The sequence below is a fragment of the Prolixibacteraceae bacterium genome (assembly GCA_019720755.1).
Taxonomy (GTDB): domain Bacteria; phylum Bacteroidota; class Bacteroidia; order Bacteroidales; family Prolixibacteraceae; genus Halosquirtibacter; species Halosquirtibacter laminarini.
In genome coordinates this window covers 1,996,663-2,016,765 of the sequence record CP081303.1, presented here as the reverse complement: position 1 = coordinate 2,016,765, position 20,103 = coordinate 1,996,663, and the positions used below count along the sequence as shown (strand labels likewise).

Below are 20,103 nucleotides of genomic sequence, written 5' to 3'. Positions count from 1 at the left end.
GACGAGCCTTCGTCAAATAAATCTTTGTGTTTTTGTGATGAAATTGTCTCATGGAGGGCAAACACATGGGGTTGTCAACTATAAAATCTGTGTTCATCTGTTTGATCTGTCCAATCTGTGGCACTACAAAATTGGACTTGTCAGGATGAACATAGCTTGGTGGGAGATGCACAATTTATGGATGCTGCCAATGGTGACTTTACTGTGAAAAGTTCTTCGCCAGCAATACGCTTAGGGTTTATGAACTTTAAGACGAAAGGTATGGGGGTAACTATTGATAGATTGAAAGATTTGGCTCCTGAACCTAAGATCAATCTTCCGCTACATTATTTCAACAATGTAAGAGAGGGAAATAAACGTGTGGAGTTTCAAGGGGTTGTAATGAATGGTCTAGATAATGAGTCTGAACAGACTGCTTATGGATCCAAAGAACTATCAGGAGTGATTCTAGAAGCAATTCATGGTTATAGTCATTGGAAGGCTCAAGGGTTCAAGGTGGACGATGTGATCCTGGCTATAGATGATGTTCAGATTAAAGATATTAAAACGCTTGTACGTCTGTTAAAAGGGGCGAAAGAGGGGCAAAAGTATAAAGCAACCGTTCTTTGTGCTCAAGACGAAATGGTTGTCGAGTTCAAATTGTAAATATTTAATTCTATAGTGCAAAATAGAGGGTGTCCAATTCATGTTGGATATCCTCTTTTTTGTTTTAACGATTCTATGATTGATCTATGTTTAACGTAAGTTGTGTTTGATAGAGTATTGGTTTATTCGTAATATGTCATTAGATGTGTTTTTAAGACTGTTTAAGCGATTTAAATAGATGTTTGGTGTAATTGATGGTGATTTGTTTTTGATTGCCTTAAGTAGCTTGTTTCGATAGTGTTGGTATAGGTTCTGTTTTAGAGAGGCTTCGAGGAAAGTATCCTACGTTGGGCAAACATATGGGTTTGCCATGGTGGGGCTGTTGATAAAATATGTGTTGCTCTGTTCGGTCTGTTGATAAAATATGTGTTGCTCTGTTCGGTCTGTTCCAGTTGTGGTCATAAAATATTTCTGTGCTTCGAACTAAGGTTATTGAGCCCTTCGACAGGTGGTCCCTGAGCTTGTCGAAGGGCTCAGCACCCGTAAATGTCGAAGGTGTGTAAGTCGTTTCTGTACTTCGACAATTGGTCCCTGAGCTTGTCGAAGGGCTCAGCACCCGTAAATGTCGAAGGTGTGTAAGTCGTTTCTGTACTTCGACAATTGGTCCCTGAGCTTATCGAAGGGCTCAGCACCCGTAAATGTCGAAGGGCAAGATGTCTTTGTGGTGTTTACAATCTGTGATAGTAAACATGATTTCTTCATTGTTTTTTCGTGTTTTTTTTCGGGCGCAAAAAATTGAAGCAACAAAGGATAGAACAAGTTTGTCTCTGTGAAGTTACGCTACGACTAAAACCTACATGAAAAATGAGGAGCTGAGTGAGATTCAAAATGAGTGATTCTAAATAAATATTCCCGTGTTGCTATATATACCCTTAATATATACTCTCTCATTTTTGCTTTTTTTATTTAGTCTAGATAGTGTGGTTTTTGACTCTTCAAAAAATGAAAAATAGTAGCGAGGTTTTCATTGTGAAAATTGGGGGTTTATAAAACTGAAAATAGAATGGTTTAATTAAACCATTCTATTGTTCGGTGTAATAAAATATGTTCGTGTATGTTTCATTTTTATTTGCTGTTTTGAAGCACTAAAAATTTATCGTGGATTTGGGGGAAGAAGTAAATATTATTTCAACTATTGGTTCTTTAGTTGTGAGGCTCTAATTCATAGTGATATACCGTGCGGTTTTCTGCAAGTGTTTCTTGATGTTTTTGTTGAAATCCAAGACGAGATATCAAGGCAATACTACAGGAGTTGTCGCTATAGGTACGGGCAATAATTTTCTTGACTCCAAACTCTTGCTCTGCTTTTTTTATCGGTTGAATAGATGCTTTGGTCGCAATCCCTTTTCCCAGTATTTTGAGTCAAGGATAATACCGATTTCAGCCGTGTTGTTTGTGTCTGGTATATTATACAAACCGATCTCTCCAACAAGTATTCCTGTTTTAAGTGATATTGCATTAATGCCATAAATTGCCCCCTGTTTTAGGGTGTTTTTTCTCCATATTTCTATTAGTTGGTCGTCTTCTTGAAGGTGTCTATTCACTGGTATGTATTTCATATTTACGGTGTTTCGGTATATCCTTAATAGATGAGGGTAATCATTTTCTATTAGTGGACGAATTGTAAATTGAAGGGCTTTATCTCTCTACTTCGTTGGCAAGGTTGCAAGTTTCTTATTTTGTTTGAAAAGTTCGAAAGCTTGTTTTAATTGTTGTTTGTCCTTGTCTGATAGATTGTGCCAGCGAACTCCTTGTATTGCTCCCTCTAATGCATATAGTTTTTGGATGCAGCAAAAAGTTTCTTGTTGTAGCGAGATTCTTTCCCATGCTTTATAGCTCCCAATCGATTTTAGATCGTGTTCTGAGTGAATTCCGTGATCGCAGAGTAGTTTTGCTAATTGGGGACCGATATTGGGTAGTAAGGATAGTGAGTCTTTTTTCATGTTTTTAGAATTATGGTTTTGTTGATGTAGTAGGATAAATATAGTGAAAACACCATTGAAATCATAAAAATGAGGATGCCTTTTGGGGACATCCTCATGCTTTAAGTGATTAATATGTCGTTTTAGTTTTCTAACTTAAAACGTACAAGACGTAAAGGATTCCCTTTGGCATTTTTTAATGTTTGTAGTCCATATAGGTATCCGTCTTTAAAAATTAGCTTGTCTTTATTGATCTCCAAATTATAATCTTCGCACACGAAAGAACATTGGGTGCTCATCTCTCCATTTTTATTATAAATCCAAACGTGGAATAGGTTTTGTCCTTTCTTCTTCGGGATTTCAAAGATCAATACATTTCCATCAGAGTCTTTAATTATATTGGTGAAATATGGCTTTTTTAAAGCAGTACGAATATACTTTATGTCCTCCTCCATTTTATTTAAGACTCTATTTAATTCGCTTTTGTCGATTTTTATAATGTTATTCGATTTGGCTGCAAATTTTTTAAAGTAATGGATTGCATCCTCTTGTGCCTTTTTTTGTTCTGCTACCGACAAAGTCTCTCTTTCCCATGTGACTTGTTGTGTGGATAGCAGCTTGCCATCTAAATTATAGGTGTTGATTTTTCCAGTATTTGGGAATGCCACAATAAGTTTGTTGTCCATGGTGGTAATTAGAGGAGCTAATCCTATCTTAACATCGTTTTGAAATGGTATAGAAAAGATATTGACCGATCCATTTGTGCTTTTTATTTTGTATTGAAAAGAGCATGGTTTAAGAACTTGATCATCATATTTGTCCCAAATAATCTTTTGTTTATTGGTGTCATAATCTACAATGGCAATAAATGTTCTAAATTGTGTTGTATGTATTGCCCATCCTACGACAGCAAATTTTCTATTTGGTAATGCAATGATGTTTTTCGCCATATAATCAAGCAGAAGGCTCTTTTTGAAATGTCCCTCTAGATCGCTACATGTCATATTTCCCATGTTGTCTAAACCCGTGAAGAGTGTATTTCCATTGATCACTCCTTTGATCGCTTTCTGTTTGCCTTTTTCGATCTGCATCTCTTCTTGAAAAACACCTTTAGGAGAGAACTTCGTGTGGTAATTTCGGTATGCATGGTTTACTAGAATAGAACCGTCTGGAAGCATCACAATAGATTTGCGATGTGCCATAGGTGTATTATATAACGTGTCGTAGTAGGAGCGAAATATTTTGTTCCAATCGTTGGATTGTGCATACTCCTTATCTGCAACCAATTTTACTGTTCCTGTTTTATACTTCTCTATAAGCTTCTGTGCGAATAGAGGAAGTTGGATGAGTGAAAATATTGTTAGAATAATTAATTTTTTCATCGTTTTAGATTTAAGAAAGTTATCAGAATCTTTCATGTATGTTTTTGTGATTTAACCAATCGTCATTGGTCCGACAAGATCTTTTTACGCTTATATATTATTTGTATTCAATGATTTGAAAGTGGAGATTCTGTTCCTCTAATGGAAGATTGGCATCTAAAGACTGCTCTAAGTCGTATGTAATCAAATAGTTTTTTTGTTTCTCTTCTTTAGGTTGGAACAAAAAACAGGATATCACGATAGAAGCCGCAACCAAAAGGGCGCCCACGACTTTGCGTTTATGATATCGGAAGAGATGCCCCGTCTTTTTTATCTCCTCAAAAGGAGGGATCTCGATATTTGAAGATTGGAATTGAGAGATCATTCCCTTTAGGTGGGCTGCCAATTGACGTTGTTGCTCCACCTGTTTGTTACAATACTCACAGCTTTGAAGATGGTTCTCTATATATGCCTTCTCCTCAGACGTCACCTCTGTATCAATATATCTTTGAATTAAATCTTCGTTAATGCAGGTCATAATGCAACGTTTTTAAGATTTCATTTAGTTTCTTTAATGTTCGGGATAATGTGCCTCCAATAGATGTGAATTTTATCCCCGTAATCTCAGCCATCTCTTTGTAAGATGCCCCCTCTCCGTAAAGAGTGGCAAGTGCTCTTTCTTTAGGGTTCAGTTGTTTTAATGCTTCTTTTAGGATCTCACGATCCTGCTTCTTCTCTAATATTTTCTCTTCTGTTACCACTATTGGAATGTGCTCTTCTGTGCAGAATTTTTTTCTGTTATTCAGAAGGTCTATGCATCGATTAATTGTAACCCTCATGAGCCAATTGGGTGGTTTTTCGATGATCTTTCCTTTCTTAAGTACCTTATGCAAGTATATAAAGATGTCTTGAATAACATCTCTTGCATCATCACTATCGTGTAGCATATTGCATGCAACACCATAGATCTTTCTATAGTTCTGGTTGTATATGTCGTTAAAGTTTTTCATTCTAGGTCTTATACTAGTATGACTCTTTATGAGCGAATCTTGTGACACAATTTCTCTATTTTTTTTAAATTGATATTTTGGATAGATCGAATCGTTGTTGTAATTTAATAAATAATGTATGGAAATGATTCACTTATATGATGTGATTCCCACTTTATGAATATCGTTTTTTCTTTACATATCAATTATATACAGCTTATGACGTTACAAGAAACAAGAATGCGTTTAGATGAGATTATCCTGATATACCATGATACGCAGAATGTAAAAGATGCACGTAAATTTCAAAAATTGCTATCTACACTCGAACATAGATCGTTCTCACAAGAAGAGAAATTATCTATTGAAGAACAGTTAGATTTTTTGAATATTGAAGTGGACAATGATTATAAAAGAATGAACTTTCAGGCTAAATATTGGAAATTTAGTGCCTTCTTGCGAAATAAATATGGCTTGGTGCCTAAGGGATATTATGTTCGTACTTGGAGTCTGTATGGTATCTGTATGGGGGCATGTGTTGGAATAATTGGGGGACTTTTTTATAGTTCAGTCGGTATCTCGTTGGGAATGGTTTTAGGGTATGCGATGGGGAGACAACGAGAGGAGGCATTGCAAAAAGAGGGTAAAATATTGTTCTAGTTGTTTCAATGTGTGTTATAATTCTAATTTTTCTTGTCTCATGTGCTAAAATTTGTATATTGCTTCTGTTCTTAGGTGTAATTTCCAAGGTGGAGAATATTAAGAAAATCAAATTACTATGACAATTGACCACGCAAAGAGCTTATTAAAACATATTTATGATGAACAGGAGTCGAAGAATACGAAGAATACGATATGGAGACTTGTCGGATTGCTTCAAGTGCTTCAGGAGAGAGGACTTTGTGAGAATGAAATGATGAAGTTGGAAGAGAATCTTGACTCTTTGGATATAGAGGTTGGAAGATCTTATAGTAGTAGAGCCATGGCAACAAAGCTTTTGAGAGTGATTCACTTTGTTCGTAAGGAATATGGATTGGTGGAAGAGGGGTATTATGTAAAAAGAGGAACCTTCTTAGGGATGATGATCGGGGTTCTATTGGGGACCTCTGTACTTCAACTGGAGCGTAGTCTTGGAATTGCCTTAGGAGTGGGAGTTGGAACTGCTCTAGGGAATGTGATCGGTTCGTATAAAGATAAGAAAGTCAAAAGAGAGGGTAAGGTATTGAATTTTTAAATTCAGGATATTTAAAATATCCTATTTCGTATTGATCTAGACCTGGTATATAAGGAAGCGAGTCGTTATATTTTTTCGAGCATTCGTGTTTCATCAATATAGGATACTGAATTATTTGTTTAAGCGATTTTTGGTGGCTTGTTCCATGTTATATTTTTATATAATTGTTTGAAGTTTAAGTGTATCATTCATTAAAAAGAGATCCATTGAAAGATAAAAATATGTGGAAAGGGCTTGTCTCTCTCATGTTATACATCCTTGTATTGGCTGTAGCTTGGGTAATTATATTGTCAGTATTTGCATAACTCCATATACTAGGTGAATTAAGCATACATTTTAGTCAAACAATCTAAAAGAAAAGGGTATGCGACTTGGTGATAAATCGTGATAATGGGTAAATCGATTGGTTTGCTGCTATCATGTTTGAATTAAATATATGATTATTTTGCTTCGGTAGTGAAGTCCTTGTGCTTCGACAAGCTCTGTAACCTACAATGCTGACAAATGGTCCCTGTGCTTCGACAAGCTCAGCAACCAAATGTCGAAGTGGTCGGTAACCTACACTCCGATCAGTCTACATTATATAAGGTTGATTCGTTTTATTTATGACATGAATGCAAGTTTTATGTCTTTAGTTCTCTTTTAAAGTTTTGAGAGAAGCATCTTTTTTCTCATTTAATATTGAAGGAGTGTTCATCGTTTTATGAATTCATATCTCCTAGTTTTTTAAATTATGTTATATTCGTGCCCAATATTTCTAAAAAAATAAAGAGATGTTGCTACTAATCTAAATAATTTGATATTCTATGAGAAAATATTTCCTTCTATTCTTTTTATTCCTTTCCTATATGTTTTATTCACATGTAATATGGGCTTCTAATGATAGTTTACATGTGGATCGAAAGGTTCGATTTCATAAAGAATTTATTTGTAGAAAAAAGCAATGCAACAAGAATCAGAAGATTCATTTTGATACGTTGCAAACTTATGCGTGTGAGTACAATATAGAAGGATGTGTTCTCAAAGCGGAACATTATAATGATGATGGATCGCTTTTCTTTAAAGACGTTTTCAGTTATCGTGAAGATGGAAAGTTAAGTGGTTTTAAGAGATACTTCTTCAAAAATACACTTGGTAATTATAGTGTGATGAAATATTGGAAGAGTGGTAAAATATCGAGTCGTAGTTTTTATAACTATTTGGATGAGTTACTAAACTCTTCGATCTTTGATGAAAATGGAAACCTGTTGATACAGACTTCTTTTATGAGTGGTCGTGTAGATTTAAAGACTTTCTATAAATATAATAGCCGTGGAGAGAAGCTAGATTCTTATATGTTTAATGGGGAGCCATGGAGAGATAATTTGATTGAAAAAGTGGATTCTATGCCTTCTTTAAGCGAAAGTATTCATCATACTCGTTTTGAATATGATGCTCATGGAAATGTATTGAAAAAGGTTTTTCTACATTGTCATGAACGATTAATTCGGTATTTCACTTATAAATATGATGACCATCATAATCTTATAGAGGAGGTTGAGATGAAATCAAAGGTGGATACTATTGGTTGTAAAAGATGTCTCTATGATGAAAATAATAATAAAGTGAGAGAGGTATATCAATATTTCAAGAATTCGAAACTTAATACCCAAGTGGACTATATCTACGATGACTTCGATAGGTTAATTTGTGAGAAGAAACAGAAGAATGATAAAATTACAGAGAAACGATATTTCTATGATGAATATGGTAAATTAAATAGGGAGGACCATCTAGTGAATGGAGAGGAGACTAAGAAGGTGATTTATCAAAATACTTATTTCTAGTTGTATAAATTGATTGTGGGAACCTGTTGTATGGAAGTTGTAAAGCCTTTACTCGAGACATGATATATCAATATATTAAGGTCACGATTGTTGCTACAGCTGCTGGGAGCAGTTTTATCAGCTAGCTCCCTGAGCCCTTCGACAAGATCAGGAACCACTTGTCGAAGGGCTTCGTATCCTGGGCCATTTTTGATTATTTGTTTAATTAAAACGAATGGAGATACATCTTGAAGTGTATCTCCATTCTAGGAGGTCTCTTTTTGGGGATAGATTCTTGGTTATTTCGTCCTGTTTTTAGGAAGGATAAACAAGTAACGTGTTTTTCTCTTTATGTTTATATTATGATGTTGAATACATAACCAGAGATGACAGCAACCAAGAATATCACTCCAATGAATGTGATTAATAGTCTACGTTTGAATATTTTTGCCAACATTGTCATCTCTGGTATGGCCATTCCAGCTCCACCTATAATCAATGCAATTGCGGTTCCCATTCCGACTCCTTTAGATATTAATGACATGGCAATAGGAATCGCTGTCTCGGCTCTAATATAGAGAGGAATTCCAATGATTGAGGCAATGGGAACAGCAAACCAGTTGTCGCTTCCTGCTATTTTTGCAATGGTATCTCCTTCAGGTAGATATCCATAGATCATGGAGCCGATGGCTACCCCAATAAAGAGATATGTAAGGATTGGCTTTAATGAGTCCCATCCGGTCTTTAGGCTAATTCTTATTTTGCTTGTGATAGGTAGTTCTTTTCTTACATCTATTCCATTAATAATTGTATCCTTTCCACCTGTTACTTTTACTGCTTTTACCTCTTTAGTAAAACCGAACTTCTCCAATAGATATCCAAAAATAACAGATAACCCAAAGGCTAAGACAAAATAAATTGCTGCATTTTGAACTCCAACTGTGGCTGCGAGCATCGCTATGATGATTGGGTTGAGAAGCGGAGAGGAGATTAGAAATGACATAATGGAACCAAATGGCAATTGGGCATTAAGGAAGCCTACGGTCATTGGAATCGTAGAACATGCACAAAATGGGGTGATGGCTCCAAAGGTGGCTCCTGCTAGATTTCCTACAATTCCCTTTCCTTTAAATAGTTTTTGTAGTTTTTTCTGATTTACATGAATCATGATATACTCTATGATAGCAGTAATTCCGATAAATAGGATAAACAGTTCTAGGGTGATAAAGATGAAATTTCCTAGTGTTTTACTTAGATTAATAAAAAATGGAGTATTCTCTATACCCATTATCTGAAATAGTAGGTACTGTATGTGATGTATTAAATTTTCTAGCATGATGATTAATTATAAAAGTTGTGACTTGACATTGTATTCTAACTGAAACTTCTTGTTTCTAGGTTTACAATTAAATGAGTATTGAGATTAAAGTTTGGTGGCAATGATTGCTAAGAGAACAGCGATGACTCCGCCCCAAAGCATAATTTTTGATAGTTTATTCGAAGTATTATTACAACAATTATCCGATTCTTTGGCTAATGCTTTTTTAGTAGAGTTGTTGCAACAATCGTTGGGCTTGTTTTCTTTTACCTCTTCGATGGATACATTACAACAGTCGTTGGGCTTATTTTCTTTTACCTCTTCGATGGATATATTGCAACAATCGTTGGGCTTGTTTTCTTTTACCTCTTCGATGGATATATTGCAGCAATCTGATGAGGTTTTCTTAGGCCTTCTTTTAAAGTAGATGCTGTAAAAGCCGTATATTAATGAGAGAATTGCTAAAACTAGAAAGTAGTTTTGATAGGGGGCAAGTGCTTGTAATTGAGATGCTCCGAGTCCAATATAGGCAAGGATGGAAGCGAGTATAGGAAATCCACAACAACTGATGATTCCTATAAAGGCAAACACAGAAGATAGAATAGTGATGATTGATGCGATAAATCCGTCTCTTTTTTTCATTTTTTAATTCCTTTTTATTGAAAAATTATTGTTTTCAATAAGGAAGTCGTGAAATGAGTAAAAAAGACACATCTATTTAAAAAAAAGAGTCTTTTTTTTTGTGATGTGAAATGTAAATATGTTGTTTATTAGGAGGTTAGATGATAGTATTATTTCTCTTTTTTTAATCTATCTTTCTCCTTAAGTAGGGGAGTACAACTCGTTTTTATGGTGCAGTGAGCAAAAGAATCATTCTCGGTATAAGTTATATCACAGCATTCTAGAAATAATTCGTACAGTTTTTTCCTAGCCCTTTGTATCCGCATTTTTGTCGCAGAGAGAGAGAGGTCAAGTTTCTTTGCTATCTCGACATGTTTGAGGTTATCAATATCACTTAATAAAAGCGGTTTTGCATATTCTTCAGGAAGAAGGTGAATCATCGGTACAATATAGTCTTCAGTCATTAATTCGAAATCATTTTCTGATTTCTCTGATTCTAGGATTGAGTTATCAAATTGTAAAATATCTTTTTTACGATAACGATCTGAAATGATATTACGTGTGACACGGAAGAGCCATGCTTTTGTATTTTGCACTTCTTGTTTGGAGTTATATGCTTCTACCATCCTTCCCATTACCTCTTGGGTAATATCTTCTGCTATCTCTTTATCTTGGATTTGTTTCAAAACAAATCCAAAGATGTTATCATAGAATTCTGCTGTCACTTGATGTGGGTTACAACAGCTATTTTGTTTATCTGTTTTCATCAATATATAATGTGTTTAATTTTAAAGATAGTGAGAATATTTTAATTCTGAATGATCACTCTAATGCACCCCCTATTCTTTTTTTATCTAAAATAACTATATGTTTCAAGTCATGATAAATATAGTCGCTTAATACATGAGATCTGTTTTTTACCTGTCATTTTAGTCTGTTTCAGTAATACATCTTGTTGAACATTGCATTTCTAGTTGTTTTGTTTGATATATGAAAACTGTTGTAGCGTGTGGAAGCATAAAATATCGTTTTAGATATTATACGAAAACGAACATAATCGTAAAATGTTCGTTTTTATATTGGTTAATCATAAAATATTGGGATTGATAGCATGAGTGATTTCTGATTCCTTTGTATAAAATAAATAATTATAAAATGCAGATTAAGAAAGCGGAACAACGAAATAATATTATTGAGGCTGCATGTCAAGAGTTTTATAGTAACGGTTTTAAGGGTAGTTCTATGAGAAATATTGCTCAAAATGCGGATGTGAGTTTGAGTAATATATACAACTATTTTAAAAATAAGGATGAGATTCTCATCCAAATATTAAAGCCCTTAATGACTGAAATTACTTCCATGTTAGGGGAACATAATGATTCAAGTAAGTTAGACACTACCGTATTTTATTTAGACTCTTTTATCGAAGAAGGAGCTGACTATTATATGAATTTGGTGACTATGTATAAGAAGGAACTTAAATTGCTCTTGTGTGATTGTGAAGGCTCATTGTATGAGAGTTTTCGAGAAGATTTTATAGGGTTACAGTGTGATATAGGTCGTGCCTATCTGAAAGAGATGAAACAAAAATATCCTGATATAAATGCAAATATCTCCTCTTTATTTGTTCGAAATATCTCCTCTTGGTTTGTTGAAATACTCTCAGAACTTGTTTGTAATGATTATCCATTGGACAAGATGCGCACATTTTTTGAGGAGTATGTGCTGTTTTCTACTGCAGGTTGGAAAAAGATAATGAATATATAAATAAGAATCCTATGACTATTTTAAAAAGAGTACAGGGCTATCTAGGAAATAGAAAGCTCTTACTTCCTTGTTCTATTGCACTCTCTAGCATTAGTGCTGTAGTAATGCTTCTTCCGTTTTATTTTATTTGGAACATTGTGCAAGAGCTATTGACCCAACATACATTAACTTCTCTTTCAGATGCGTATTATGCGATGGGCTTTGCATTATTGGGGGTGTTATTGTATTATTTTGCTTTGATGCTTTCGCATGCTGCTGCTTTTCGTGTGGAGAACAATATACGAAAGATGTCTATGAAAAAGATTATTCGTATGCCTTTGGGGTTTTTTGATAATCATACAAGTGGAGAGATACGTAAAGTGATTGATGATAATGCGACCATTACTCATATGTTCTTAGCACACCAGTTGCCTGATCTTGCTGCAACTTTTGTGATGCCAATATTGACGTTTGTTTTTATGTGGTTTCTTGATTGGCGTCTGGGGCTTGCTTGTCTGTTTCCTCTAGGCTTAGCTCTAGCTAGTTTGGGTTTTCTGATGAGTAAAAGAGGTCAGAATTTCACGAAGCTATATATGGATCAGTTGGAGAAGATGAACACGGAATCTGTTGAGTATATACGGGGAATCCCCGTGGTGAAGACATTTCAGCAAACAGTCTTTTCGTTTAAAAATTTCTATAAAAGTATTATTGATTATAGGGATATGGTGATTACTTATACCGCTTGGTGTAGGAGGCCTATGTCTTTTTATTTGGTCTTTGTTCATTCGTTCTGTTTTGTTTTGGTTCCACTAACGATACTGTTGATGACAAACACTCCTATGTCTAATGTGACTATTTTTACTAGTTTATTACTCTTCGTGTTGATTACACCAGTCTATTCACAGGTGGTAATGAGAAGTATGAATTTGGGGTATGCAATGGGACAAGCTGGAGAGGCATTAAATAGAATTGATGAAATGCTTGATGTGCCTCCTGTCCTGTTTGGTGAAGAACAGGATGTGTCGGACAACTGTTCCGTCTCTTTTAAAGATGTTTCATTTTCGTATCCAAAAACGAATAAAAAAGTACTTCAAGATATTTCTTTTGATCTTTTTAAGGGGCAGACGATTGCTTTGGTAGGCCCTTCTGGTGGAGGTAAAACGACTTTGGCTAAATTGATTCCACGCTTCTGGGATGCTGATATGGGGTCTATTGCTATAGGAGGTAAACCTGTGAAATCATTGAGTCAAGAGACGCTAATGGAGTATGTTAGTTTTGTCTTTCAGAACTCTAGTTTATTCAAAAGAACGCTTCGAGAGAATGTCGCATATGGATTAGAGTCTTGTAGCGATGCTGAAATATTGAGTGCTCTAAAGAAAGCACAGTGCCTGGATATCATCGATAAATTTCCGGAAGGATTGGATACGATTATTGGGAAAAATGGGGTCTATCTGTCTGGCGGAGAGCAACAGCGTATCTGTTTGGCAAGGGCTATATTGAAAGATACTCCTTTGGTTGTATTAGACGAGGCAACTGCTTTCTCTGATCCAGAGAATGAACATTTAATTCAGCAAGCTTTACGGGAGCTTACTAAAGGGAAGACTGTGATTATGGTTGCACATCGCCTTACTAGTGTGACCGATGCCGATATGATATTGGTTTTAGATAAAGGACGAATTGTGGAAAGAGGGACGCATGACGAACTCTTAAGTAATAAAGCGTTGTATACTAAGATGTGGAATCAATATCAGGTTTCTGTTGAATGGACTTTATAAATAATAGTATGAAAAAATATATACAAAAGCGCTTTGCAATGAGTGCAAAAGGAGCTTCTGATCTTATCATTGGAATAGGCTATACTACATTGCAAAATATAGCGATCATGCTGCCGATGATCTTTCTCTTTATTTTTATGGATCAATATTTTCCATTAGAGCATCAAAGTAATTTTGGATCTCCATGGTCATTAGGTACATTTATTCTGGTTGCATTCGGGATGATGGGGGTGATTTATGGGGTCTCTTTATTACAATATGATAGCGTTTATACTAAAGTGTATAATGAAAGTTCACAGAGACGAATAAGTTTGGCGGAGAAATTGAGAAAACTTCCTCTTTCATTCTTTGGTAAAAGAGACCTTTCGGATCTAAGTACTACATTGATGAATGATGCCACCGATTTAGAACATATATTTTCTCATGCTGTACCACAACTCATTGCATCCTTAGTGACTATATTGATCGCTTCTATAGGGCTTTTTTCTCTCAATTGGCAACTCTCTTTGGCTCTACTTTGGGTGGTTCCTATTTCGTTCTTTTTCATTGCTATGTCTAAGAAAAAAATAGACAAAATAAACATCTCCTTGTATGGAAAGAAACAAGATGTGGCTGAAAAGATATTTGAGGGAGTAGACCTAGTGCAAGAGATTAAAGCGTATAACCAAGAGGGGGATTTTGATAGAGAACTAGAGGAGGTTGTAGATCGTTATGAAGCGAGTTTGTTAAAGGAGGAGCTTTTAACTGGAGCATTTGTGAATGCTTCACAGATGCTGATAAAGTTAGGACTACCTAGTGTTATCTTGGTTGGAGGATGGATGGTGATGCAACATCAAGTATCGATCTTTGTCTATTTAATATTTTTGACTTTAGGTACCCAAATATTCAATCCTATCCATGAAGTGTTTAATAATTTTGCTGCTTTGTTGTTTATTAACCTTCGTATCAAAAGGTTTCAAGAGATACATGATATTGAAGAGCAAAAAGGTGATGATGATGTAGCGTTGGAGAATTTTAATATTGAATTTGATCAAGTATCCTTCTCTTATGAAAAAGAGAGTCCTGTACTTTCTAATGTTTCATTTACCGCAAAGCAGGGAGAGATAACTGCCTTAATAGGCCCTTCTGGTGGTGGAAAGAGTACTGCAACCAAATTAGCTGCTAGGTTTTGGGATGTTAAAAGTGGGGCTATTAAGTTGGGAGATATCCCTATTAATACCATTGCTCCTGAAACTTTATTGAAATATTACTCTATCGTTTTTCAAGATGTCGTGCTTTTTAATTCTACCATACGTGAAAATATTCGATTGGGTAGAAAGGGGGCATCTGACGAAGAAGTGGTGAATGCTGCAAAATTTGCACAATGTCATGATTTTATTGAGGCTATGCCTAATGGATATGATACTGTCTTGAGTGAAAATGGTTCAACTATTTCAGGAGGAGAGAGACAACGTGTTTCCATAGCACGCGCCCTGCTTAAAGATGCCCCTATCATTTTGTTAGATGAGGCGACTGCCGCTCTTGATGTGGAAAATGAGTCGAAGATACAGCTAGCATTGAATCATTTAGTAAAGAACAAAACGGTAATCATCATTGCACATAAGATGCGAACTATTGCAGGGGCAGATAAAGTGGTTGTGTTAGATAAAGGCAAAGTGGTAGAGATGGGAAAACCTCTCACACTATATAAAGACAGAGGTGTTTTCTATCATATGGCTCAAAAACAGGAACTTATTTTGGATGAGACAAATCATTACTCCGATTCATTGTTGTGAGATCTGTTTATTCTACTAAATTCACAACAGCCGTGTATTCTTGATGTTTAAAGTGGTGAGAGAGGTGCTATTATGTACCTCTCTCTTGTTTTCTATTTGTATCGTTCGTGATGAAACAGGTAACATGTGTATGAATTGTATCTATTTATGAATAGAATCGTATGGAAACTCAACCTTTATGTTTAGTTTGTAGCATATGAATAGTGTGATTAAGTCCATTAATTTTTCTAAAAAGAATCATTGCTTTGAACTTAAACTATTGTATGTTGTTGTATTTCATAAACCCTATTTAATTTCAAATCCTTTAGAATAGAACTAGGCTTATGGTTTGCTTTTCAACAAAATATATGGGCATGGAGATCTCCTCTCCATTAGTATTAGGTGCTTCAGACCTCTCTCTTTCTCCCAATATAGTGATGGATGCGATGGATAATGGTATTGGTGCCGTCGTTTATCCTACGCTTTTTGAAGAAGTTGCGATGATGAATCAATTCTCTGAATCACAACAACGTAAGTATGAAATAAAACAACATGCCAAGCGCAATATGTTTCCTTTTGTTCGACATGGAGACTTGCATGCACATCTAAGCAATGTGCGAGATCTTGTAAAAAGACTCAATGTTCCTGTGATTGGGAGTCTTAACTGTCTTCATCCTGATGCTTGGGTAACTTATGCTAAAGCATTAGAGGATCAAGGAGTGAAAGGGATTGAGCTAAATTTCTGTGTCCCTAACTTTTCGTGGAGTTATAACTCAAAACATACAGAATTGGAGCAGTGTAGAATAGTAGAGCTTCTTAAATCTAATTTGCATATTCCAGTCGCAGCGAAGCTAAGTCCCTATTTCACTAATCTTCTTCATCATGTGAAGTTATTAGATCGAGCTGGAGTTGATTCGTTGGTTCTTTTTGGAAATCCTATTTTCCCTGATATTAATACCCAAACGGAACAGATGTCTTTTGACGTGGATGTAACTTCAGATTCTATCCTACATCGATCGTTTCCTTTTATCGGTAAATTATATTCAAATATCATTGCTGAGCTGATCGGTTCTGGTGGTGTAAGAAATGGATATGATATTGTAAAGATGATATTGGCTGGAGCTGAATCTGTACAAGTTGTAAGTACTGTTTACCGTCATAAGGTGGAATATATTCCTCGAATGCTAGAGGAGCTAAAGGGATGGATGGCATCTAAAGGGTATGACAGATTGGAGGATTTTAGGGGCAATCTATCTATTGAATGTCGTGAAAGCAAGCGAATATTTTCACGTAAAGGATATGTGGATATGATGATTCACTCTACAAACGTGGCGAAGAAATATCCATTGAAAAAGATGACAGAGAAACTAACATTATAATTTCTTACGTTCTGATTTGAGTTTTATTTTTAAGCAATAAAGGCACCTTCTAAAGAGGGTGCCTTTTATTTTAGTATATTAAAGAGCCCTGTTTATGCTCCAAACTCGGCCTCTAATTGGTCTGCCATGGCGTTGGCAAGATCAACACATTGTTGAAATTTATCTTCCTTAAGAGATCCTTTCTCTTCTACAGGATTTGCCACTACCTCCCACTTGATATCTTCTGCAAATTTCATTAGGTTCTTTACTCCTCCGCCATTCCAAGCAAAAGATCCAAACACACCAAGAGATTTTTTCTTAATCCCCATATGTTTGATTTTGTTTACCAATGTCTCTACAGTTGGGAACATTTCGTTATTGTATGCACAACTCCCGATAATAAAACCTTTGAACTTAAAGATATCAGATATTATGTAAGATGGATGTGTTTTAGATGCATCGTATACACGAACATTTTTAACCCCCCTTACAGCAAGTTGTCTTGCAATGGTTTCAGCCATCTTTTCTGTATTACCATACATCGTTCCATATACGATAACTACCCCTTTGTCTGACTGATATGTACTCCATTTCTCATATTTCTCAAGTATCATATCTATATGAGATCTCCAAATTGGACCATGTAGTGCAGCAATAGTCTTAATTTCTAGACCGTCCAGCTTACGTAATGCTTTTTGGGTATGAGGACAATATTTACCAACGATATTGGTAAAGTATCTCATCATCTCTTCTTCATAGTATGATAAATCAAGCTCATCATCGAAAATGCCTCCATTTAAAGCACCAAAACTACCAAAAGCATCGGCAGAGAATAGTGTCTTTGTGGTTGTTTCGTATGTAACCATTGTTTCTGGCCAGTGAACCATAGGGATGGTATGAAACTGAAGGTTGTGCTTCCCAAGACTTAGGTTTTCACCATCTTTAATCTCAAGAGTGTTTTCCGTGAATTTATAGAAGCTTTCCAGCATTGGAAAGGTTTTTTTGTTACCAACAAATGTGATATTAGGAAACTCTTTTACAATTGCTCTAATTGCTCCAGAGTGGTCAGGTTCCATGTGGTTAATAATGAGGTAATCTACCTCTCTATCTCCAATTACATTTTTGATATTGTCTATATATTCATCAATAAAAGCCCGTTCTAAAGTGTCTAATAACGCAATTTTTTCGTCTACAATAAGGTAAGAATTATATGCTATTCCTTTGTCTAGTGGCCAATAATTTTCAAACCTTTCAGATCGTCTGTCATTAACACCTACATGAAAGATGTCGTCGGATATTTTTACTTGATGCATAAATAATATAATAATCTCAAATTAAACATGCTAAGCCTTTTGTGTTGAGGCTTATTATAATACGCGCAAATGTAATAATTATAGTTTAATAAATAACTAAAAAATGTCAAAATAAGATATTAGTGTCTTTAATTCTACCCTTGGTTTATTTGGTGAAGCAGTGCTTTCATATTAAATTCGTCATGAATATTAAAAAAAAACTTAAAACAGATAAAATAAAATGTCTATTGAAAAATCGAATCAAGCATTAATACGCCCTAAGATGGGACGTAATATTGCTGTTGTGATTGTATTGCTAACAATTGGAGCAGGACTGTATGCGTATAAAATGTTCGGATATGTGTTCCATTCCATTGTAAAGCAAGAGTGTGGTGTCTACATTGGACCGAATACCACCTATGATGATCTATGTGATAGCTTGACAAAAAAGGACGCGCTACTTGATCATAAAGCATTTGATTTTTTAGCTAAAAAGAAACATCTAGACCAGAAGTTAAAGCCTGGTTACTATCTTTTAAAGAAGGGGACCATCGGAAACAACTTAGTGAACCAGTTTCTTGCAGGAAACCAAACTCCTATCACTTTGACCTTTAATAATGTTCGTTTTTTTCCAGATCTAGCTGGTAAAATAGCGAAGGATATTATGGCTGACTCTACTGAAGTTTTGAAGGCCCTTAATGATACTGCTCAGATGAAAGCTTTCGGATTTGATAAGCAGACATACCCTGTAATGTTTATTCCGAATAGTTATGAGATCTATTGGACCACTACACCTCAAAAAGTATTGGTTAAGATGCATAAAGAGTATCAAACTTTTTGGAATAAAACACGATTAGCAAAGGCAAAAGAGGCAAAGTTGAGTGCTATTCAGGTGACTACTTTGGCTTCGATTGTTCAAGAGGAAGTTCGTCATACAGATGAGATGGCTAAAGTGGCTGGAGTCTATATGAATCGCTTAAAAAGAGGATGGCCTTTGCAAGCTGATCCTACAGTGAAGTATGCTTTGGGTGACTTTACGATTTCTCGTATTTTGAAGGACGACCTAAAGATTGATTCTCCTTATAACACCTATAAATATAAAGGATTGCCTCCTGGACCAATCTGTTTCCCTTCAGTAGAAGCTGTGGATGCGGTGTTGAATTATACCCACCATAATTATCTCTATTTCTGTGCAAACAAGAGCTTTGATGGGTACCATGCATTTGCTAAGAGTTACCGCCAGCATTTGATTAATGCAAAAGCGTATCAAAAAGAGTTAAATAGAAGAAGGATTGGCTTTAAAAGTCATCGAAAATAATCATATTAGAATGAAATATATAAAGACAGTCTGTACAATCACTCCAGACAACTCGGTGAATAGAGACCTTCTTACCGCTGCTTTAGGTGAGATAGGGTATGATAGTTTTGTATCGGAAGAGGAGGTGTTTGAGGCATATGTTCAATCAGATCTCTTTGATGTTTCCTTGGTGGAAAATGGTTCTTTAGATTTTGCACCATTATATACTGTAGAGACTCAAAGTGAAGAGGTGCCAGATCAAAACTGGAACCAAGTATGGGAGCAAGAGTCTTTTACGGAGATGGTGATTGCAGACCAAATTTTAATTAGGGCTGTTGGCCCTGCATCTGATTCGGACTACCCTTATCAGATTGAGATTGTTCCTAATATGAGTTTTGGTACTGGTGATCATGAAACGACAGCCACTATTTTAGAACAGTTGATCGCTTTGGACTGTGCCGATAAGACAATCCTTGATATGGGCTGTGGTACTGGAATATTGGGTATTATGACAGCCAAACGTGGTGCAAAACATGTCGATGCCATTGATATCGATGCTTGGTGTTTTGATAGTACTACCCAGAATAGTGAGATTAATGGAGTGAATCAAGTAATTCGTCCTATTCTTGGTGATGCCACAGCCATTCCTGAGGATGCTCTTTATGAGGTGGTATTGGCCAATATTCATAAGAACATTCTATTGCAAGATATGCCTAAATATGCCTCGGTTCAAATTACAGGAGGACTATTGTATATGAGTGGTTTCTTTGTGGAGGATGTGCAGGATATTCGACTAAAAGCTGAATCCCTTGGGTATGTCTATCGAGATACTTACGAAAACCAAGGATGGGCCGTAGTGCTTTTGGAGAAGCAATAGCATTTCATGATTTCAATTCGAAACATCCCCCTTTCTCTCTTGTCAGAGGAAGGGGGATTATTTTTTAGAAAAAGGAGTATCATGTGTTTGAAGAGATAATACTGTTGCA

The 20,103-nt window shown here is 35.7% G+C and carries 20 protein-coding genes; 10 read left to right on the top strand and 10 right to left on the bottom strand.

Translation table 11 applies throughout. The features are described from left to right. Positions 1–117 precede the first annotated feature (117 nt). Positions 118–645 (top strand): PDZ domain-containing protein, encoded by a 528-nt coding sequence (locus K4L44_08110; protein QZE15784.1) that lies wholly within the window; start codon positions 118–120, stop codon positions 643–645. A gap of 1,143 nt (positions 646–1,788) precedes the next feature. Here the strand turns inward: K4L44_08110 and K4L44_08105 are convergent. The 6 genes from K4L44_08105 to K4L44_08080 form a co-directional block, all read right to left on the bottom strand. Next, positions 1,789–2,001 carry a GNAT family N-acetyltransferase gene (locus K4L44_08105; GenBank protein ID QZE15977.1) on the bottom strand — a complete coding sequence of 71 codons (213 nt, stop codon included), beginning with the start codon at positions 1,999–2,001 and terminating at the stop codon, positions 1,789–1,791. After that, a complete protein-coding gene (locus K4L44_08100; GenBank protein QZE15976.1) occupies positions 1,956–2,267 on the bottom strand; it encodes a GNAT family N-acetyltransferase in 312 nt (103 codons plus the stop codon). The genes K4L44_08105 and K4L44_08100 overlap by 46 nt, the downstream gene beginning before the upstream one ends. A gap of 24 nt (positions 2,268–2,291) precedes the next feature. Continuing rightward, entirely contained in the window at positions 2,292–2,588 is a 297-nt protein-coding gene (locus K4L44_08095) for a TfoX/Sxy family protein (protein QZE15783.1), read from the bottom strand. 122 nt (positions 2,589–2,710) lie between these two features. Further along, positions 2,711–3,949, bottom strand: a complete 1,239-nt coding sequence (locus tag K4L44_08090; protein ID QZE15782.1) for a hypothetical protein — start codon at positions 3,947–3,949, stop codon at positions 2,711–2,713. A gap of 97 nt (positions 3,950–4,046) precedes the next feature. Further along, positions 4,047–4,466, bottom strand: a complete 420-nt coding sequence (locus K4L44_08085) for a zf-HC2 domain-containing protein (protein QZE15781.1) — start codon at positions 4,464–4,466, stop codon at positions 4,047–4,049. Next, a complete protein-coding gene (locus K4L44_08080; protein QZE15780.1) occupies positions 4,453–4,938 on the bottom strand; it encodes a sigma-70 family RNA polymerase sigma factor in 486 nt (161 codons plus the stop codon). The genes K4L44_08085 and K4L44_08080 overlap by 14 nt, the downstream gene beginning before the upstream one ends. Before the next feature lie 198 nt (positions 4,939–5,136). Here K4L44_08080 and K4L44_08075 point away from each other — a divergent pair, with 198 nt between their 5' ends. From K4L44_08075 to K4L44_08065, 3 genes are all read left to right on the top strand, one after another. Continuing rightward, the gene (locus tag K4L44_08075) at positions 5,137–5,577 is read left to right on the top strand and encodes a hypothetical protein (GenBank protein QZE15779.1); all 441 of its coding nucleotides are present in this window, start codon (positions 5,137–5,139) and stop codon (positions 5,575–5,577) included. Between the two features lie 118 nt (positions 5,578–5,695). After that, a complete protein-coding gene (locus tag K4L44_08070) occupies positions 5,696–6,151 on the top strand; it encodes a hypothetical protein (GenBank protein ID QZE15778.1) in 456 nt (151 codons plus the stop codon). 806 nt (positions 6,152–6,957) lie between these two features. After that, positions 6,958–7,977, top strand: coding sequence for a hypothetical protein (locus K4L44_08065; GenBank protein QZE15777.1), 1,020 nt, complete (start codon positions 6,958–6,960; stop codon positions 7,975–7,977). A 334-nt stretch (positions 7,978–8,311) separates the two neighbouring features. On the opposite strand, the gene K4L44_08060 is transcribed toward K4L44_08065, so the two are convergent. From K4L44_08060 to K4L44_08050, 3 genes are all read right to left on the bottom strand, one after another. Further along, the gene (locus tag K4L44_08060; GenBank protein ID QZE15776.1) at positions 8,312–9,292 is read right to left on the bottom strand and encodes a permease; all 981 of its coding nucleotides are present in this window, start codon (positions 9,290–9,292) and stop codon (positions 8,312–8,314) included. Between the two features lie 87 nt (positions 9,293–9,379). Then, positions 9,380–9,916 carry a hypothetical protein gene (locus K4L44_08055; GenBank protein QZE15775.1) on the bottom strand — a complete coding sequence of 179 codons (537 nt, stop codon included), beginning with the start codon at positions 9,914–9,916 and terminating at the stop codon, positions 9,380–9,382. Positions 9,917–10,065: 149 nt separating this feature from the next. Then, a complete protein-coding gene (locus K4L44_08050) occupies positions 10,066–10,662 on the bottom strand; it encodes a sigma-70 family RNA polymerase sigma factor (GenBank protein ID QZE15774.1) in 597 nt (198 codons plus the stop codon). Between the two features lie 388 nt (positions 10,663–11,050). On the opposite strand from K4L44_08050, the gene K4L44_08045 reads away from it, so the two are divergent. The 4 genes from K4L44_08045 to K4L44_08030 all read left to right on the top strand — a co-directional run bounded on the left by K4L44_08045 (position 11,051) and on the right by K4L44_08030 (position 16,549). Further along, positions 11,051–11,662, top strand: a complete 612-nt coding sequence (locus tag K4L44_08045) for a TetR/AcrR family transcriptional regulator (GenBank protein ID QZE15773.1) — start codon at positions 11,051–11,053, stop codon at positions 11,660–11,662. Positions 11,663–11,673: 11 nt separating this feature from the next. After that, positions 11,674–13,416 (top strand): ABC transporter ATP-binding protein/permease, encoded by a 1,743-nt coding sequence (locus K4L44_08040; GenBank protein ID QZE15772.1) that lies wholly within the window; start codon positions 11,674–11,676, stop codon positions 13,414–13,416. A gap of 8 nt (positions 13,417–13,424) precedes the next feature. Beyond that, on the top strand, positions 13,425–15,191 hold the full coding sequence (locus K4L44_08035; protein QZE15771.1) for an ABC transporter ATP-binding protein/permease: 1,767 nt from the start codon (positions 13,425–13,427) through the stop codon (positions 15,189–15,191). Positions 15,192–15,514: 323 nt separating this feature from the next. Beyond that, the gene (locus K4L44_08030) at positions 15,515–16,549 is read left to right on the top strand and encodes a hypothetical protein (protein QZE15770.1); all 1,035 of its coding nucleotides are present in this window, start codon (positions 15,515–15,517) and stop codon (positions 16,547–16,549) included. Positions 16,550–16,641: 92 nt separating this feature from the next. Here K4L44_08030 and K4L44_08025 read toward each other — a convergent pair whose 3' ends face one another. Beyond that, positions 16,642–17,841: an FprA family A-type flavoprotein gene (locus tag K4L44_08025; GenBank protein ID QZE15769.1), complete on the bottom strand. Its 1,200-nt coding sequence runs from the start codon at positions 17,839–17,841 to the stop codon at positions 16,642–16,644. Positions 17,842–18,061: 220 nt separating this feature from the next. Between K4L44_08025 and mltG the strand changes: the two genes are divergently transcribed. Beyond that, on the top strand, positions 18,062–19,138 hold the full coding sequence (gene mltG / locus K4L44_08020) for an endolytic transglycosylase MltG (GenBank protein ID QZE15768.1): 1,077 nt from the start codon (positions 18,062–18,064) through the stop codon (positions 19,136–19,138). A gap of 10 nt (positions 19,139–19,148) precedes the next feature. Continuing rightward, the gene (prmA, locus tag K4L44_08015; GenBank protein ID QZE15767.1) at positions 19,149–19,994 is read left to right on the top strand and encodes a 50S ribosomal protein L11 methyltransferase; all 846 of its coding nucleotides are present in this window, start codon (positions 19,149–19,151) and stop codon (positions 19,992–19,994) included. Positions 19,995–20,103: the final 109 nt, after the last annotated feature.

What these genes read in the sequence shown, in the direction of transcription:
- K4L44_08025 (QZE15769.1), bottom strand. Translation starts at nt 17,841, where the DNA reads ATGCATCAAGTAAAAATATCCGACGACATCTTTCATGTAGGTGTTAAT.
- K4L44_08040 (QZE15772.1), top strand. Translation starts at nt 11,674, where the DNA reads ATGACTATTTTAAAAAGAGTACAGGGCTATCTAGGAAATAGAAAGCTC.
- K4L44_08080 (QZE15780.1), bottom strand. Translation starts at nt 4,938, where the DNA reads ATGAAAAACTTTAACGACATATACAACCAGAACTATAGAAAGATCTAT.
- K4L44_08050 (QZE15774.1), bottom strand. Translation starts at nt 10,662, where the DNA reads ATGAAAACAGATAAACAAAATAGCTGTTGTAACCCACATCAAGTGACA.
- K4L44_08070 (QZE15778.1), top strand. Translation starts at nt 5,696, where the DNA reads ATGACAATTGACCACGCAAAGAGCTTATTAAAACATATTTATGATGAA.
- K4L44_08030 (QZE15770.1), top strand. Translation starts at nt 15,515, where the DNA reads ATGGTTTGCTTTTCAACAAAATATATGGGCATGGAGATCTCCTCTCCA.
- K4L44_08060 (QZE15776.1), bottom strand. Translation starts at nt 9,292, where the DNA reads ATGCTAGAAAATTTAATACATCACATACAGTACCTACTATTTCAGATA.
- K4L44_08035 (QZE15771.1), top strand. Translation starts at nt 13,425, where the DNA reads ATGAAAAAATATATACAAAAGCGCTTTGCAATGAGTGCAAAAGGAGCT.
- prmA (QZE15767.1), top strand. Translation starts at nt 19,149, where the DNA reads ATGAAATATATAAAGACAGTCTGTACAATCACTCCAGACAACTCGGTG.
- K4L44_08065 (QZE15777.1), top strand. Translation starts at nt 6,958, where the DNA reads ATGAGAAAATATTTCCTTCTATTCTTTTTATTCCTTTCCTATATGTTT.
- K4L44_08055 (QZE15775.1), bottom strand. Translation starts at nt 9,916, where the DNA reads ATGAAAAAAAGAGACGGATTTATCGCATCAATCATCACTATTCTATCT.
- K4L44_08085 (QZE15781.1), bottom strand. Translation starts at nt 4,466, where the DNA reads ATGACCTGCATTAACGAAGATTTAATTCAAAGATATATTGATACAGAG.
- K4L44_08045 (QZE15773.1), top strand. Translation starts at nt 11,051, where the DNA reads ATGCAGATTAAGAAAGCGGAACAACGAAATAATATTATTGAGGCTGCA.
- K4L44_08095 (QZE15783.1), bottom strand. Translation starts at nt 2,588, where the DNA reads ATGAAAAAAGACTCACTATCCTTACTACCCAATATCGGTCCCCAATTA.
- K4L44_08090 (QZE15782.1), bottom strand. Translation starts at nt 3,949, where the DNA reads ATGAAAAAATTAATTATTCTAACAATATTTTCACTCATCCAACTTCCT.
- mltG (QZE15768.1), top strand. Translation starts at nt 18,062, where the DNA reads ATGTCTATTGAAAAATCGAATCAAGCATTAATACGCCCTAAGATGGGA.
- K4L44_08075 (QZE15779.1), top strand. Translation starts at nt 5,137, where the DNA reads ATGACGTTACAAGAAACAAGAATGCGTTTAGATGAGATTATCCTGATA.